A 17,111-nucleotide genomic window follows, 5' to 3' on the forward strand; every position below is an offset into this window, starting at 1 on the left:
TGATTTATGGGCAAAGTCTACGACGGTCTGCACCGCATCAGCTTTTTGATCAACGAAGAAGGTGTGATTGAGCACGTGTTCAACAAGTTCAAAACCAAGACTCACCACGAAGTGGTATTGGATTACTTGAACGGCTAAGCCTTCAGTAACGCTTAGTTATAGAAAAGCCGCTCTTTTGAGCGGCTTTTTACTATGACTACTATTTGCTTCTATGTAGCGGGTTGTATGGGTTCATCATGACTTGGCAGTGCATTCCATACCGCTTTTACCAGCGTTGCCAGCGGTATTGCAAAGAACACACCCCAAAAGCCCCACAGGCCTCCAAACACCAATACAGCAACGATGATCGCCACTGGATGCAGGTTCACTGCCTCTGAGAACAAGATCGGTACCAATACATTCCCGTCTAGCGCTTGAATAATGCCATAAGCCACCAGCAGCCAGTAAAATTGTGGTGTTAGGCCCCATTGGAACAAGCCCACGATTGCCACTGGCACCGTGACAGCGGCTGCACCAATATATGGGATCAGCACAGAGAAGCCGACAAGCACTGCAAGCAGTACCGCATAGCGCAAATCTAGAATCGCAAAGGTGATGTAACTGACTGTTCCGACAATGAGGATTTCCAGCACTTTACCGCGAATATAGTTGGAGATCTGCTGGTTCATCTCAATCCACACTTTATTCGCCAAGCGGCGATTTCTTGGCAGCACGCCGCTCGCCATATCCACCATTTCGTCTTTATCCTTCAGCAAGAAGAACACCAATAGCGGAACTAGAATCAAATAGACAGCAAGCGCCGCTAAACTCACTAAAGACGCCAATGACCCTTTCACTACGTTCTCACCGAGCAGCAATACTTTATCTTTGACGTTACTGATAATGGTCTCGACAATATGCACTTCAGCAAGGTCTGGATAGCGCTCTGGGATCGACGCCACAAACTGCTGCAATCCGCTGTACATGTTAGGGATATCGTTGAGAAGGTTGCCGATTTGGTTCCATATGGTCGGAACCAAACCAAAGATAGCCATCAGCATCAAGCCGATAAACACTAGAATTACGGTTATCACAGCGAATGTGCGCGGTAACCCAAGCTTTCTTAGCTGACTAACCGGCCATTCGAGTAAGTAAGCCAGCACGATCGCCACCAGCAATGGTGCAATCAAATTGCCAAAGAAGTAAATGGTGATAAAACCAAATAGCAAAATAACCACCAGACTGACCGCATCTGGATCTGAAAAACGTCGTTTATACCAACGACGGACCATGTCTAGCATTCGCTATCCTTCTTATTAACTATCGTCATTACGGTAACCTCACCTTGCTGTTGGCACTGCACGTCAGCTTTATGCTTGAGCAGGTAGCTGCTGCAATCACGAACGGATTGACTATCAATGAGTCTAACTTTCAGTGTCTGGTTAGAATCCAGCGCCTTATAGGCTCGCTTGACCAAAAGCAGCGACATAGGACAACGCTCTTGCTCTAAATTGAGTTCAATGTGCGTCATCAGCTTGTTTTCACTCATCATCTTGCACACGCAGCATGTGGTTTACCTTCTATGGGTCTATTGTAAAGACTTTTTAAAGCATCCCCAACCCGTATGTGTTACAGAACGCCAATTACCTCAACAATGTATCACCAACAAACAATAACTAAAGTCTATCTTTGTCACGGATAAGTCCTTTTCTAACGCCTATCCGTATGCAAAAATGTTGCCCTAGAGGATATGGTAGGAAACCCAACGTCAGTTTTGTGGTCTTACTTACCAACTATAAAGGAGTGACCTCACTAGCATGTTGAAACGTACCCGTTCGTTGCTTTGCTTATGTATTGCAGCCACATTATCTACTCCCCAAGTGTCGCACGCCGAGGTGGATCTGCCCGATATCGGCACGGCTGCGGGTGCAACCCTAACCATAGATCAAGAGCTTATCTATGGCGATGCCTACATGCGTATGATTCGTGCCAGTTCACCTATCATTAACGACCCTGTGCTCAACGAATACATCGACTCGGTAGGACATCGACTCGTCTCCAGCGCTAACGATGTGAAAACGCCGTTTACTTTCTTTATGATCCGCGATCGCAACATCAACGCATTTGCCTTCTTTGGCGGATATGTCGCGCTTCACTCAGGACTGTTTCTGCATGCACACTCAGAAAGTGAGCTTGCCTCTGTTATGGCGCACGAAATTGCCCACGTGACACAGCGTCACCTCGCACGCCGAATGGAGGACGAGGCACGCCGCTCTCCAGCAACCGTTGCCGCGCTGGTCGGTTCACTGCTGCTCGCTATCGCTGCCCCTCAAGCAGGCATGGCAGCACTCACGGCAACAACTGCGGGCTCGATGCAGGCTTCGATCAACTACACCCGTAGTAATGAAAAAGAAGCAGACCGTTTTGGTATTGCCACCTTGGCTCGCGCAGAGTTCGATGTCAATGACATGCCACGTTTTTTCGGCCGTCTTGCCGATGAATACCGATACGCCAGTAAGCCACCACCTATGCTGCTGACTCACCCATTACCAGAAGATCGTATTACCGATACCCGTGAACGTGCTCAGGCCTATCCACCGCTGCGTGTGCAACCATCCATCGGTTATCATTTGGCCAGAGCACGCATTGTTGCTCGCCATGCTGGCATCAAATCCGATGCAGCAATGGACTGGTTTAAGCGCACCGCCAGAAAAGCGCCACCGAAAATTCAGAACTCGTTTGAGTATGGTAAGGCGTTGGTCTATCTCGACACGAACCAGCTAGACAAAGCCGAAGCGATACTCGATAAATTGCTCAAACATGATCCGAACAACAACTTCTATCTCGACGCGGCATCGGATCTATATATCGCGAAAAAGCAGCCTGAAAAATCAGTCAAACTGATGGAAAGTGCGCTCAAGGTGAAACCGAACAATGCGGTTATTACTATCAACTATGCTAATGCGCTGCTTGAGAGTGACAAAACGAATGAGGCGATCAAGGTACTGCAGCGCTTTACCCACGATAGACCCAAAGACACCAACGGCTGGCACTTACTCTCTGAAGCTAACATTAAGCTGGGTAACAGTGCGGAAGACTTGGCCGCACGCGCTGAGCTTATGGCGTTAAACGCTCAGTGGGATAAGTCGATTCAACTCTACTCCCAGGCCAGCCAACTCGCCGAACTCGGAAGCTTAAAACAAGCTCGCTATGACGCGCGAATCGACCAACTGCTGGTCGCCCGTGAGCGTTTCATGGCACTACAATAAAAACAGAAAAGGAACCCTTATGTCAGTCACCATTTTTCATAACCCACGCTGCTCAAAAAGCCGTCAAACACTGTCTCTACTTGAAGAAAAAGGCATTGAACCAGAAGTTGTGAAGTATCTAGATACACCGCCAACGGTTGAAAAGCTTAAAGAGATCTTTGAACAACTCGAACTAGAAAGCGTGCGTGCAATGATGCGTACCAAAGAAGACATCTACAAGCAGCTCAACCTCGCTGACCCAAGCTTAACCGATGACCAACTGTTCCAAGCGATGTTTGAAAACCCTAAGCTTATCGAGCGCCCTATCGTCGTGACCAACGGCAAAGCCAAACATGGCCGCCCACCAGAGCAAGTACTTGAGATCCTATAATGTCTTGCCAAATATTGGTGTTGTACTACAGCCGTCATGGGAGTACCCAACGGCTGGCTCGAGCCATTGCCCGTGGCATTGAGTCGGTAGAAGGGTGCGAGGCACTGCTGCGAACCGTGCCTGAGCTGGAAGGTGAGCGAGAATCACAAACCGATGCTGTCGCTACGCTCGCCGAGTTAAAAGCCTGTGATGGGCTCGCGATGGGAAGCCCAGTTTGGTTTGGCAATATGCTGCGCCATTGAAGCATTTTTGGGATCAAACCACCTCACTTTGGCTCAGCGGCAGTCTCATCGACAAGCCGGCTTGCGTGTTCACTTCGTCATCATCGATGCATGGCGGACAAGAAAGCACGGCGATGAGTATGATGCTACCGTTACTGCACCATGGCATGATGCTGATGGGGATTCCTTATAGTGAACCAAAACTTCACTCAACCACCACTGGTGGCACCCCATACGGTGCTTCTCATGTGGCAAACGACAGTGTGCAACTGAGCGATGATGAGTACGCGTTAGCGACAGCGCTTGGCCAGCGACTGGCGTCCACTGCAAGCACGCTTAAACGTGCTAACTGAAGACCAATCTGTATCAAGGACTAGGTACAATCGATGAGCCATAATTCCCTTATCAATACTGCAAACATGCGCGCCTTTGCCCTCAGTGCCAACTTTGCCCTGCTCTTTTGGGTAGCCTTATGGCACGGCTATTTGTCACCGCACCCGCATATCAATCCTTATGCTTTAACGGTAGCTTGGTTGATCCCATTGTTGCTGCCTCTGCCGGGCATATTAGCGGGAAAACCCTATACTCACGCTTGGGCAAACTTTGTGTTGATGCTGTACTTTTTGCACGCATTGACACTGCTTTACGCTGATGAGGGCGAGCGCTGCTTGCACTTGTTGAGCTGATTCTAACCAGTTTCGCCTTTGTGGGTAATACCGTCTATGCACGCCTGAAAGGCCGAGACATGGGATTGAAGCTACCTAGATTATCTTCGGTAGAAAAGAAAGAACGCGAGCGCTTTGAAAAGTAGCCAAGTGCTAAGGAAACAAGTGCTAAGGAAAGTTGAGCCGTAAAAAGCAAAGCGACAAAAACAGCAAAGGAGGCAACATGCCTCCTTTTTCAATGGGAAAACGCAAGTTATCGTTACCGATTAATACAGCCATTCAAAGCTAAGTTGAGGCTGCGCCGGCTTTCCCAGCTCGGTTATGCCGTCAGTCACAAGCGCTTCCGTCACGGTATCGGTTGGCGCTACGCCGCTCTCACTCTGTTCAACTGCCATGCCTTGCTCTGGTGTGCTTACCTCTTGCGTTGCTAGCACTTCGCTATCTTGCACAGGCGCTTGCACTGGAACCTCGACGGGTGCTTGCTCAAGCTTTTTCACCAAACCCAATTTCAGCACTTCTTCTTCAAATGCATCTAGTGAGCCAAGCAGAGACACACGCATTGTCACGACATCACCACTCACTTCAGCCACATCGACTTTAGCCGTTGAGGCTAAGCGGCCAAGAGCACGCTCAAGTGTGAAAAAGGCATCTGCACTACTCATGCGAGAGAAAGAGACGGTCACCATACCTGCACTCTCTCCCAGCGCTGTCGCTGCATTTTGAGAGGCATAGTAATCGCTGATCTCATCAATAGCACTGGCAATCGCGAGTTCACCGGATGTTGAACCCGTCACTGGCGATAGTGTGTTTCTACCTAGTTTGTCTGGCGTTTGATCGTACAAGGTGTAGCGTAAATTATTGCCTTGCAGACGAATCACCGCAATGGCATCCACTGGGTAGCGCGCCGTTGCCTCTGCAATAGGGTCGACAAAACCACCCCAAAGGTCTGTGGTTTGGATCCCTGTGATATCGTCAAAGTCACCAATAGGGAAAGTAATGGGCAATCCGCGGCGATTGGCTTCCTTTTTCAGCTGGCTAGCCGCTTGTGAGTTACTATGCTCCCAAACGATGGTGCGGTCATAGCCACTGTCTTCCACCAGCCATACCATGACGTTCTTACGCTCAACAGGCCACGACGGCAAATCAGCTTGCGTCAGTAGCGTATTGATTTGCTGGCTATTGAAGCTCAAGCGCATCGCCTGCTCACCATCGACTTGAGTGTAACCAAGCTGAGTGATGTATTGAGAGCTCTTACCTAATGCCTTTTTCACAACCGGGTTGGACGCTGCATTGAGATCACCACTGGCTTTAACCAACACCTCTAACATGCCTTTTTGGCGTGCCAATTCATCGGCATTCGGCTGCTGGGCATCCACCACTACTTCTGTCGAATAGATATCGACTTTTGTCAACGCATACGCTGGCAAAGCACACGCGGCGGCCAACAACCAAGCTAAATAACGCATAAGCATCCTAAATTACAAACAGATAAGCGGAAATGATAAGCAAGTATGCGTTTTGGAGCAAGCTCACTAGTTCAAGGTTTGGTCAATAAGTAGGTTTACTGGCTCGCATCTATGGATCAAATAGTAACTCACTCAAGCTATTGAGATTCAGACTACAAAAACAGCGTTCTCTTTAACTAGATCATTAAGTAAACGATTACAAGATGCTAGAATCCCATCCGTTTTGCTTAACTCTTTTTGACTTGCTTGGAAAATCATTATGAAAACGATCTTACAAGGCTCGCAAATGCTGTTTGTCGCATTTGGCTCCTTGGTACTCGTACCCCTTTTAACTGGCCTCGATCCTAACGTAGCACTATTTGGTGCAGGTGTCGGCACCTTACTGTTTCAATTAGTAACACGCCGCAGTGTGCCAATCTTCCTAGCCTCTTCGTTTGCTTTCATCGCGCCGATCATGTTTGGTGTGCAGACTTGGGGTATCGGTGCCACCATGGGCGGCCTAATGGCTGCAGGTGTTGTCTACGTCCTAATGGGTGCACTTATCAAAGTAAAAGGCGTGGAAGTTATTCATAAACTGCTACCACCGGTCGTTGTTGGCCCTGTAATCATGGTTATCGGCTGGGTCTTGCTCCGGTCGCGGTAAACATGGCGCTGGGTAAAACAGGTGATGGTGCGGTTCAGCTTATCGATGGCAACGCAGCACTGTGGATCTCGGCCATTTCGCTAATTGTCACTGTGGGTGTCAGCGTGTTCGCGAAAGGCTTCCTTAAGCTTCTGCCTATCGTCAGTGGTATTTTGGCCGGCTACGTGACTAGTCTGTTCTTTGGTGTCGTTGATTTCACGCCTGTTGTTGAAGCCTCTTGGTTATCGCTACCTAACTTCACTGCGCCAGAGTTTAACATCAACGCGATTTTGTTCATGCTACCGGTTGCCATCGCTCCAGCGGTTGAGCACGTAGGCGATATGCTGGCTATTTCAAACGTAACCGGTAAAGACTACCTGAAGAAACCAGCCTTCACCGCACGATTGCAGGTGACGGTGTGGCAACAATTGCCGCATCTATGGTCGGTGCGCCGCCAAATACAACTTACAGTGAAGTAACAGGGGCAGTCATGCTGACCAAAGCATTTAACCCTGTCATCATGACCTGGGCTGCTGTCACCGCTATCGTGCTTGCACTGGTTGGTAAGCTTGGTGCGATTTTACAGACGATTCCTGTACCAGTGATGGGCGGCATCATGATTTTGCTATTCGGCTCTATCGCGACCGTTGGTCTGAATACACTGATTAAAAACAATGTGGATCTTCATAAGTCACGCAACCTAGTTATCGTTGCGATTACACTAGTATTTGGTATTGGTGGTATGGCCTTTGGTATTGGTGACTTCAGCCTTCAAGGCGTGAGTCTATGTGGTATCGTCGCGATTATCCTCAACCAAACTCTGCCTCACGATCTCGGTGAGAATAAAGTTGTCGATAACGCTCAGATGGAAGACTAATTCCTACTGACACAAAAAAGGCTGACCAATGGTCAGCCTTTTTACTATGTCTTTTTTACTACTGGGTAATCGGAACTTATAGAGTACCGAAGATCTTATCACCAGCATCACCTAGACCAGGTACGATGTAGCCTTTGTCGTTTAGACACTCATCGATTGCGGCTGTGTATAGCTCAACATCTGGGTGCGCTTTTTCTAGTGCTTCGATACCTTCAGGTGCCGAAACCAATACTAAAACTTTAATGTGCTTACAGCCTTTCTCTTTTAGTAGATCGATGGTCGCGATCATCGAGCCACCTGTCGCTAGCATTGGGTCAACAACAAGTGCGATACGCTCGTCAATGTTTGACGCTAGCTTGTTGAAGTATGGCACTGGCTCAAGCGTTTCTTCATCACGGTAGATGCCCACCACACTAATACGTGCGCTAGGCATGTGCTCAAGAACGCCGTCCATCATACCAAGACCTGCACGTAGGATCGGCACTACGGTCACTTTCTTACCTTTGATTTGGTCAACTTCAACTGGGCCGTTCCAACCTTCAATTGTCACTTTCTCAGTTTCAAAGTCTGCTGTCGCTTCGTACGTTAACAAGCTACCCACTTCCGTCGCAAGCTCGCGGAAACGCTTGGTGCTGATGTCCCCTTCACGCATCAAACCAAGCTTGTGTTTTACTAGGGGGTGTTTAACTTCAACAACTTTCATGTCCAACTCCGGCAAAATTTTACAAAACCTGCAAATTATACATGGTTTCTTTGACTATTTCAGTTAGCAATGTGGTCAAAATGGTATTTGTACGCAATAAAATGTCACAACAGACTGTAAATCCACAGAATGATGCTTCGAGAAAATAGTTTGTATTTTCTTACGCAAACGTTTTCCTTTTTGGATAAACCCCTGTTAGAATAGCGCCGCTTTCACATCCATTTATTTATCGAGGACTGTCCCGTGAGCGGAAACAACACTTCCCTAAGCTATAAAGACGCTGGTGTAGATATTGATGCTGGTAACGCATTAGTTGACCGTATTAAAGGCGCGGTTAAGCGCACTCGTCGCCCTGAAGTAATGGGAGGCATCGGTGGATTTGGTGCTTTATGTGAGTTGCCAACAAAATACAAACACCCAGTATTGGTATCTGGTACTGACGGTGTAGGTACTAAACTACGCCTAGCCCTAGACATGAACAAGCACGACACCATCGGTATCGATTTGGTTGCTATGTGTGTGAACGACCTAATCGTTCAAGGTGCTGAGCCACTATTCTTCCTAGACTACTATGCAACGGGCAAGCTTGACGTTGATACTGCAGCAGACGTGGTATCCGGTATTGCTGAAGGTTGTATCCAAGCTGGCTGTTCACTCATTGGCGGTGAAACTGCAGAAATGCCAGGCATGTACGAAGGTGAAGACTACGACGTTGCCGGTTTCTGTGTCGGTGTCGTTGAAAAAGAAGACGTCATCGACGGCACAAAAGTCGCGGCTGGTGATGCACTTATTGCTGTAGGTTCAAGCGGCCCACACTCAAATGGCTACTCGCTTATCCGTAAGATCCTAGAAGTATCTGGCGCAGATAAAAACGAGAAACTGGGTGAGCGCACTATCGGTGAGCACCTGCTAGAGCCAACTAAAATTTATATCAAATCAGCTCTTAAGATGATTGCTGAACACGATATCCATGCAATTTCTCACATTACTGGCGGCGGTTTCTGGGAAAACATCCCACGCGTATTGCCAGAAGGCACTAAAGCCGTTATCGACGGTAACAGCTGGGAATGGCCTGCTATCTTCAATTGGCTGCAAGAAAAAGGCAACGTTGATACGTTCGAAATGTACCGCACTTTCAACTGTGGTGTAGGCCTCGTTGTTGCGCTTCCTAAAGCACAAGCAGAGGCAGCGGTTGAACTTCTAAAAGCAGAAGGCGAGAACGCATGGGTAATTGGTGAGATCGCGACTGCAGAAGCTGGTGAAGAGCAAGTAGAGATCAATTAATTTCATGAAGAATATCGTTGTTTTAGTTTCAGGTAATGGAACCAACTTGCAGGCAATTATTGATGCCTGTGAGTCGACTATCTCGAATGCAAAAGTGCGTGCTGTTTTTTCTAACAAAGAGTCGGCATTTGCACTGGAACGTGCGCGTAACGCTGGCGCCGAGGCGGAATTTCTCGACCCTAAGCTAAGCGAAACACGAGAAGCATTTGATGCTGAATTGATGCGCAGAATCGACGTGCACAAACCTGACCTATTAGTATTAGCGGGTTACATGCGTATTCTTAGTGGTGAGTTTGTTCGTCACTATATGGGTCGAATGATTAACATTCACCCTTCGCTGCTACCTAAATATCCAGGTTTGAATACACATCAACGTGCTATCGAGAACTGCGATGAACACCACGGCACCAGTATCCACTTCGTTACAGAAAAACTGGATGGTGGGCCGATTGTTCTGCAGGCAAAAGTTCCTGTGTTCGATGACGATACGGTTGAAACACTAGAACAACGAGTTCAAAGCCAAGAGCACAAGATCTATCCATTGGTTGTAAAATGGTTTGTCGAAGAGCGCTTGGTCATGGATGGAAGTAGAGCTCTATTAGACGGGGTCGCTCTTGGGCCACAAGGCTATGCCGACAAGTAGCTAAACCGCGATCCGGTTGTATAAACCCATCAAAAAAGCGAGTGATATTCATCACTCGCTTTTTCATTTCTAATTGCATTTTAGCTGTACGAACTACAATGGCTCTGTAGGCGCTTGGCTTTTAGGCTTAGCCTCTGCAAATGCGACGTCTGCAAGCGCATCCACATTGCTGCCAACACGCTCACCAAAGTGGAACAGGTTATATTCCCCTGGCTTCATTCGGTGCCACGTTTCATTACCTGTTAACGGCTGAGTCGCCACGACCGAAACGACATCATTCGGCGTCGTCTCTTCTTGGAAGTTAATCGTGACATCTTCATCAAGCAACGTCGCTTTACCAAACGGTGCTTTTCGCGTAATCCAATAAAGGTGATTGGTGCAGTAAGTCATGACGTACTCACCATCACTCAGCAACATGTTGTAGACCCCAAGCTCTCTCAGCTCGTCGCAGCATTCTGCCACGTAGGCGAACATCGCCTCCATGCCTTGCGGTGGCTCTGGAAATCGCTGTTCTAGCTTTTGAAGCAACCAACAAAACGAGAGCTCGCTGTCCGTTTCACCCACAGGTCGAAAACGCCCCGTATTGAGTTTCTGGTAATCCGTTAACTGACCGTTGTGAGCAAAGGTCCAATAGCGCCCCCACAACTCTCGAGTAAATGGATGAGTATTTTCCAAATTCACTTGGCCACGGTTAGCTTGCCGGATGTGACTCACTACCGCCCTGCTTTTAATCGGATAGCTTTGTACCAGCTCTGCTATCTTCGAATCACAGCTTGGCTGTGGATCTTTGAAGGTGCGAAACCCTTTCCCTTCATAGAAGGTTATCCCCCAGCCGTCTTTATGAGGGCCAGTGTTGCCCCCACGCTGAATTAGGCCAGTAAAGCTAAAACAAATATCTGTTGGCACATTGGCGCTCATGCCAAGCAATTCACACATTGAGTTCCCTACTCTCTTTATTCCTAGTTATCATCGCAATAGCAAGCAGCTATTCCATCTCTTTTTCAACCAACTGGATGATGATGTGGATGATTTTAATATGGACTTCTTGAATGCGGTCAGCGTAGCCAAAGTGCGGCACGCGAATTTCAACATCTGCTAGACCCGCCATTTTACCGCCATCTTTACCTGTTAGAGCGATGGTTTTCATGCCTTTTGCTTTCGCCGCATCAATCGCCTTAAGAATATTGCCAGAGTTACCAGACGTTGATAGACCAAACAGCACGTCACCACGGCGGCCTACTGCTTCTACGTAACGAGAAAAGACATAGTCGTAGCCAAAATCATTGCTCACGCAAGATAGGTGGCTAGGATCAGAAATCGCAATACCAGCGTAACCCGGGCGGTTTTCACGATAGCGCCCCGTTAACTCTTCTGCAAAGTGCATGGCATCGCAGTGCGAACCACCATTACCACAAGACAGCACTTTCCCCTCTTGCTTAAACGAATCAGCAATCATCTTGGCAGCAGCTTCAATCTGAGCAATGTTGTGGTCGTCACTTAAGAATTTATTTAGTACTTCAGCAGCTTCAGTGAGCTCGTTTCTAATCAAATCTTGGTACATGGTGTTGTTCTCTTTGTTTTTTGGCCATACCAAAACGATGGCTGTTGAATCTGAGTTTACCTATAAATCGTCAACTCTGTCGATAGATGGCACATGACCACGGCACCAATTTCGTCATTATTGTTGTTCAAATTGACCTTTGGCAGACAAAGTGCTGCCTAAGCCGCTTATTTTGCATTCAACTAGAGCAATTACTTGACAGTTTTTACATCTGTGCAATATTTTAATTACAATTATTACTGGTACGACCTCTTACCTTGCACGTACAAATAAGAGTCAGTGCCATCGCAAACTGACCCAAAACAACAATAAGTACCCAGATAAAGGAACCATCATGGACATCTTGCTCTCTCTCATCGCCTTGCTCGGCGCTATTGGTATCAGCTTTTATCAACGAGCGTCGCTGGCAAAATCCCTGCTGCTCATCACCTCTGCGATGGTGCTTGGCACCCTGCTTAGTGTATTTGGCGCTATCTCATGGGCACTCTATGTCGCCACTGTGGTGGTGCTGTGTGTCCCATCGATAAGACAATCGCTCGTCTCTGCCAAAGCACTCGCAGTGTTCAAAAAAGTGCTCCCTGCCATGTCGCAAACCGAGAAAGAAGCTTTGGATGCAGGCACGGTTTGGTGGGAAGCGGAACTGTTTAAAGGTAAGCCTGATTGGCAAAAGCTGCAAAACATCACTCCATCGAAACTCACCGAAGAAGAACAAGCTTTTCTCGATGGCCCGGTAAATGAAGTGTGCGCGATGATCAACGATTATCAAATCACTCACGAACTCGCGGATCTTCCACCAGAGATTTGGCAGTACCTCAAGGATAACAAGTTCTTCGCAATGATCATCAAAAAGCAGTATGGCGGTCTTGAGTTTTCTGCTTACGCACAATCTTGCGTACTACAAAAGCTGTGTGGTGTGTCGAGCGTTGTCTCCTCAACGGTAGGCGTTCCGAACTCATTAGGTCCAGGTGAACTTCTGCAACACTATGGTACGGAAGAACAAAAAGACTACTATCTACCAAGACTTGCCTTGGTAAAGAGATCCCATGCTTTGCCCTGACCAGCCCAGAGGCCGGCTCTGACGCGGGCTCGATTCCAGACTTTGGTATCGTATGCAAAGGTCAATGGGAAGGCAAAGAAGTTTTGGGTATGAAGCTCACTTGGAACAAGCGTTATATTACCCTCGCACCAGTCGCGACTGTGCTGGGTCTTGCGTTCAAACTGAGAGACCCTGACGGTCTGTTGGGTGACAAAGAAGATCTTGGCATTACCTGTGCCCTTATCCCAACTCACCTTAAAGGTGTAGAAATCGGAAATCGCCACTTCCCACTCAATGTGCCTTTCCAGAATGGCCCAACCCGAGCTAATGAGCTTTTTGTGCCGATCGATTTCATTATTGGTGGTCAGAAGATGGCAGGCCAAGGCTGGCGTATGTTGGTGGAATGTTTGTCTGTTGGACGCGGTATCACCCTACCATCTAGCTCAACGGGTGGTATCAAGACAGCGGCGCTCGCAACAGGTGCTTACGCTCGCATTCGTCGCCAGTTTAAACAGCCTATCGGTCACATGGAAGGCATTGAAGAGCCACTAGCACGCTTAGGTGGTAACGCGTACGTGATGGACGCGGCAAGTCGCCTAACCGTGACAGGCATCGACCTAGGTGAAAAACCATCGGTTATCTCTGCCATCGTCAAATACCACTGTACTCATCGTGGACAGCGTAGCGTTATTGACGCGATGGACATTGTTGGTGGTAAGGGAATCTGTCTTGGCCCTTCAAACTTCCTTGGTCGAGGCTACCAAGGTGCCCCTGTTGCCATTACGGTAGAGGCGCCAATATCTTAACTCGCTCGATGATCATCTACGGTCAAGGTGCCATTCGCTGCCATCCTTACGTATTGGAAGAAATGGAAGCCGCTCACTCAACCGCTTCAAATGCCGTCGACAAATTCGATAAAGCATTAGCCGGTCACGTTGCCTTTACAGTGAGTAACCTAGTGCGCAGTTTCTGGCTAGGTCTCACCGATGGTCGTGGTTCTTCTGCACCACACAAAGACGTCACAACTCGATACTATCAACAGCTCAACCGTTATAGCGCCAACTTAGCCCTGCTATCAGATGTCTCCATGGCAGTGCTTGGTGGCTCACTAAAACGTAAAGAGCGCTTATCTGCTCGACTCGGTGATATTTTGAGTCAGCTTTACCTCAGCAGTGCAACGCTTAAGCGCTATGACGTTGAAGGGCGCAACAGCGAAGATTTACCTATGCTTCACTGGGGCATGCAAGATAGCTTGCTGCAAACTGAACAAGCTCTAGATGATTTCCTAGCGAACTTCCCGAACAAAGCCATCGGTCGTCTATTGCGCGTGATTGTTTTACCGTTTGGCACGGTACGTAAAGCGCCGTCTGATAAGCTGGATAGCCAGGTCGCACGTATTCTGCAAACTCCGAGTGCAGCACGTACCCGTTTAGGTTATGGTCAGTACTTCGAACCCACTGAGTACAATGCTGTTGGTCGCATTGAGCAAGCGCTAGACATCATACTGCGCGCCGAGCCTGTGTTTACTAAGGTGTGCAAAGCCATCGAGCAGCGTCGTCCATTTACCCAACTGGATAAAGTAGCGGTGATTGGTTTAGAAAAAGGCATTATTACTCAAGAAGAGGCACAACTGCTGACCACAGCAGAAGCACATCGTCTATACACCATCAATGTTGATGACTTCTCACCGGAGGAGCTAGCAGCAAAGCCCGTTTACCCAGCGATGGAGGAAGTCGCGTAAGCTCTGAATAACATAAGTTCTGAATTACGTACGCTTAGACACATAAAACAAAGCCAGCAAGGAAAACCTGCTGGCTTTTTTAGTTAGCACTTTCTTGCGTAGCTTTTAGTGTCTTGCTTTTTGGTCTGCCGCCATTTTGCTAATGGCTAAAATCAACCCGGTATTTTCAACTGCATTTCTGGCAGCGAAGCTTGATGGCTCTGCGGCGTCTGACGAACCACCAAATCAAACCACCCGCCACAATTAACACCGCATTGCCCACCGCGATCGCGATGATGGCGTTTTTCCGCACTTGTTTGGCGATGGGCCAATATCTGCGCTTCTAGCTCCGCTTTTTTCCTTGCCTCACGAGCCGCCTGCTGCATTTGCTCCGCTTTCGCTAAATCAATAGTACCGACTACGCTAAAGGTACGGTTTGGCAACTCAAACACCAAAGGGCGTCCGGAAGCCGATTCATTGGCAAAGACGTGACCAGACCAACTATAAGTACCGATTTGTTCGCTATCGTGAAACGACACAACCATGTCATTATCATCGTTATCTGCTTGACTCTGAGCGACGCTTTGGCTGTCATCTGGCTGTTGTAGTTCAATCGACGCGGCAAGAGACCCCGTCTCCAACGTCGCAGGTTCACCGCGAACCACCACCTGATGCGGAGTTTCGCCTTCGCCCTGAATGAAGCGGGTAACAAACGGTGTTGGATAGATAAACACTTCTTGCTCAAGCGCGCGTAAGAACACACCGTTGCCCGTGGTAATTCGAACATTGTACTTTCCTGGCTCGACCGAGATAGGCAACTCTACCGTAAACACACCGTCACCGGAGCGCTCATCCAAGCCTTCACCATTATCAAAGAACTCACCGATGACAATAGGCACCGGCGCTATCTTTTCACTCTGCTGGCTATTTTTCTGGGTCTGCTCTTCTAGGTAACGGGTCATTACCACTCGAAGGTTAACCCTATCAAGAATGTTTTCGACAATCAGCGGCTCATCGTTACTCATCAACCAAGCGGTAAACTTAAGCTTTTCGCCTTGATAGATCCGCTGGGGGAGCGTTTCTGCTTTGAGGCTTAGCTGAGAAATGATTTGAATATTGTTTTTCGGGCTCACTTTGCCGATCGCCTGCCAAGGCCCCGGCATAGGACGCTCAATGGTAATCACATCCACTGTCGGCTCTTCTATCCAGCGGACGTGAGACGGGTGACGCCAAGCATAGTATTTTTTACCATCGGGTCTAACGAGTGTGACTGGCTTAGAGCGCTCTTGGCGATAGACTAAGAAGGTAATCCTCTCGACGGTTTCATCGACCCGGAAACGGTTGTCGAGAAAAGGCATTGAGGATTCACTCGCGACCGCACCCACTGTCAGCAACAACCACATGGCTATCGCTAGCATTATCCTCTGCATGACTCTCTCCTACTGACGCCAGAGACAACTGCCGCCTTTTTCAACGATATCTAAACGCGCACTGTGCGCATCCAATTCATCGGCAGAGGCCATCAAAACCTTTAATGATTTTCTTGAAGATGTGAGGCGCTTAATGGATTCGCCACCCGCATCACCCTCTGACTGACCCGCATTAAACTGCATTGACGTTTGACCACCGGTCATCGCCAGATAAACGTCAGCCAAGATCTCCGCATCGAGCAATGCGCCGTGGAGAATACGCGCCGAGGTATCGATGGTGTAGTGTTTGGCTAGTGAGTCGAGGTTTTTCCTTGCCGGCATGTTGGCCATGCGCTTCGCCATGGCAAGGGTATCGGTAACCTTACAATATTGGTCTGTGGTACCAATCGAGGCATCCAGCATACCAAACTCATGATCCATAAAGCCCACGTCGAAGGGCGCGTTGTGCGCCACAAGCTCAGCGCCCTTGATGAAGTCTAAGAACTCTTCATGCACTTGCTTGTAAACCGGTTTGTCGAGTAGGAACTCATCCGTAATACCGTGAACGTCGATCGCGTCAGGCTGAATTGGCATGTCAGGCTTAAGATAAACGTGAAAATGACGGCCAGTCAGCTTGCGGTTGATGATCTCAACAGCACCAATTTCAATGATGCGATGTCCCATATAGTGAGGACCACCCTCACGATTCATACCCGTGGTTTCGGTATCGAGTACCACGATTCGGCGCTGTTCTGGATTGTGACTGGTATTCATGGCGTTTTGTATGTCAGACTATGTAGATAAACGTTCAAGACTCTATAGTATCAAATCATGACGAAGCAGGTTGAAATTTTCACAGACGGCTCTTGTTTAGGCAACCCGGGTCCTGGCGGTTACGGCATTGTGCTGCGTTACAAGCAGAATGAAAAGACCCTAGCCAAAGGCTACACCCTCACCACCAATAACCGCATGGAAATGCTGGCCACCATCGTCGCATTGCAAGCGCTTAAAGAGCCGTGCGACGTGATCCTTACCACCGATAGCCAGTACGTGCGTCAAGGCATTACGCAATGGATCCATAATTGGAAAAAACGAGGCTGGAAAACCGCAGACAAGAAGCCTGTGAAAAACGCGGATCTATGGAAAGCGCTCGATGCCGAAACGGCTCGTCACACGATTGATTGGCGCTGGGTAAAAGGTCACGCAGGCCATCGCGAAAATGAGATGTGTGATGAACTTGCCAGAGCGGCGGCGGAAAACCCAACGGAAGAAGATACCGGTTATCA

General features: G+C 48.4%; 12 protein-coding genes and 6 pseudogenes. 10 read left to right on the forward strand and 8 right to left on the reverse strand.

Annotated elements, in window-relative coordinates; genetic code table 11:
• Nucleotides 1–138 (forward strand): annotated as a pseudogene (locus TZ48_RS03700) (thioredoxin-dependent thiol peroxidase); the annotation flags it as partial.
• 71 nt (nucleotides 139–209) lie between these two features.
• Here TZ48_RS03700 and TZ48_RS03705 read toward each other — a convergent pair.
• Entirely contained in the window at nucleotides 210–1,280 is a 1,071-nt protein-coding gene (locus TZ48_RS03705; RefSeq protein ID WP_112478298.1) for an AI-2E family transporter, read from the reverse strand.
• A complete protein-coding gene (locus TZ48_RS03710) occupies nucleotides 1,274–1,531 on the reverse strand; it encodes a sulfurtransferase TusA family protein (RefSeq protein WP_112478299.1) in 258 nt (85 codons plus the stop codon). The genes TZ48_RS03705 and TZ48_RS03710 overlap by 7 nt, the downstream gene beginning before the upstream one ends.
• A 265-nt stretch (nucleotides 1,532–1,796) precedes the next feature.
• On the opposite strand from TZ48_RS03710, the gene bepA reads away from it, so the two are divergent.
• The 4 genes and pseudogenes from bepA (at nucleotide 1,797) to TZ48_RS03730 (ending at nucleotide 4,650) form a co-directional block, all read left to right on the forward strand.
• Entirely contained in the window at nucleotides 1,797–3,248 is a 1,452-nt protein-coding gene (bepA, locus tag TZ48_RS03715) for a beta-barrel assembly-enhancing protease (protein WP_112478300.1), read from the forward strand.
• 19 nt (nucleotides 3,249–3,267) lie between these two features.
• On the forward strand, nucleotides 3,268–3,618 hold the full coding sequence (arsC, locus tag TZ48_RS03720; RefSeq protein ID WP_112459673.1) for an arsenate reductase (glutaredoxin): 351 nt from the start codon (nucleotides 3,268–3,270) through the stop codon (nucleotides 3,616–3,618).
• Nucleotides 3,618–4,192, forward strand: a pseudogene (wrbA, locus tag TZ48_RS03725) (NAD(P)H:quinone oxidoreductase). The gene arsC and the pseudogene wrbA overlap by 1 nt, the downstream one beginning before the upstream one ends.
• Before the next feature lie 33 nt (nucleotides 4,193–4,225).
• Nucleotides 4,226–4,650, forward strand: a pseudogene (locus TZ48_RS03730) (DUF2069 domain-containing protein).
• 120 nt (nucleotides 4,651–4,770) lie between these two features.
• Here the strand turns inward: TZ48_RS03730 and TZ48_RS03735 are convergent.
• Nucleotides 4,771–5,970, reverse strand: coding sequence for a DUF2066 domain-containing protein (locus tag TZ48_RS03735; RefSeq protein WP_162674478.1), 1,200 nt, complete (start codon nucleotides 5,968–5,970; stop codon nucleotides 4,771–4,773).
• A 286-nt stretch (nucleotides 5,971–6,256) separates the two neighbouring features.
• Here TZ48_RS03735 and TZ48_RS03740 point away from each other — a divergent pair.
• Nucleotides 6,257–7,469, forward strand: a pseudogene (locus tag TZ48_RS03740) (uracil-xanthine permease family protein).
• Between the two features lie 76 nt (nucleotides 7,470–7,545).
• Here TZ48_RS03740 and upp read toward each other — a convergent pair.
• Nucleotides 7,546–8,172, reverse strand: a complete 627-nt coding sequence (gene upp / locus TZ48_RS03745; protein WP_112478302.1) for a uracil phosphoribosyltransferase — start codon at nucleotides 8,170–8,172, stop codon at nucleotides 7,546–7,548.
• A 243-nt stretch (nucleotides 8,173–8,415) separates the two neighbouring features.
• Here upp and purM point away from each other — a divergent pair, with 243 nt between their 5' ends.
• Together purM and purN are read left to right on the forward strand one after the other, a co-directional pair.
• Nucleotides 8,416–9,456 (forward strand): phosphoribosylformylglycinamidine cyclo-ligase, encoded by a 1,041-nt coding sequence (purM, locus tag TZ48_RS03750; protein WP_112478303.1) that lies wholly within the window; start codon nucleotides 8,416–8,418, stop codon nucleotides 9,454–9,456.
• A gap of 4 nt (nucleotides 9,457–9,460) precedes the next feature.
• The gene (gene purN / locus TZ48_RS03755; protein ID WP_112478304.1) at nucleotides 9,461–10,099 is read left to right on the forward strand and encodes a phosphoribosylglycinamide formyltransferase; all 639 of its coding nucleotides are present in this window, start codon (nucleotides 9,461–9,463) and stop codon (nucleotides 10,097–10,099) included.
• A 93-nt stretch (nucleotides 10,100–10,192) separates the two neighbouring features.
• On the opposite strand, the gene TZ48_RS03760 is transcribed toward purN, so the two are convergent.
• Both TZ48_RS03760 and lpcA read right to left on the reverse strand, forming a co-directional pair.
• Nucleotides 10,193–11,035, reverse strand: coding sequence for a class II glutamine amidotransferase (locus TZ48_RS03760; protein WP_112478305.1), 843 nt, complete (start codon nucleotides 11,033–11,035; stop codon nucleotides 10,193–10,195).
• Between the two features lie 49 nt (nucleotides 11,036–11,084).
• Complete coding sequence (gene lpcA / locus TZ48_RS03765; protein ID WP_112478306.1) at nucleotides 11,085–11,660, reverse strand: D-sedoheptulose 7-phosphate isomerase; 576 nt, start codon at nucleotides 11,658–11,660, stop codon at nucleotides 11,085–11,087.
• Between the two features lie 334 nt (nucleotides 11,661–11,994).
• On the opposite strand from lpcA, the pseudogene fadE reads away from it, so the two are divergent.
• Nucleotides 11,995–14,437: pseudogene (fadE, locus tag TZ48_RS03770) on the forward strand (acyl-CoA dehydrogenase FadE).
• 152 nt (nucleotides 14,438–14,589) lie between these two features.
• Here the strand turns inward: fadE and TZ48_RS03775 are convergent.
• Together TZ48_RS03775 and dnaQ are read right to left on the reverse strand one after the other, a co-directional pair.
• Nucleotides 14,590–15,846, reverse strand: a pseudogene (locus TZ48_RS03775) (TIGR03503 family protein).
• Nucleotides 15,847–15,855: 9 nt separating this feature from the next.
• A complete protein-coding gene (dnaQ, locus tag TZ48_RS03780; protein ID WP_112478307.1) occupies nucleotides 15,856–16,599 on the reverse strand; it encodes a DNA polymerase III subunit epsilon in 744 nt (247 codons plus the stop codon).
• Between the two features lie 57 nt (nucleotides 16,600–16,656).
• Here dnaQ and rnhA point away from each other — a divergent pair.
• Nucleotides 16,657–17,111: ribonuclease HI (gene rnhA, locus TZ48_RS03785; RefSeq protein WP_112478308.1), on the forward strand; the 455-nt coding region annotated here is incomplete at its 3' end.

It is taken from the genome of Vibrio variabilis (genome assembly GCF_003263785.1).
GTDB classification, from domain to species: domain Bacteria; phylum Pseudomonadota; class Gammaproteobacteria; order Enterobacterales; family Vibrionaceae; genus Vibrio; species Vibrio variabilis.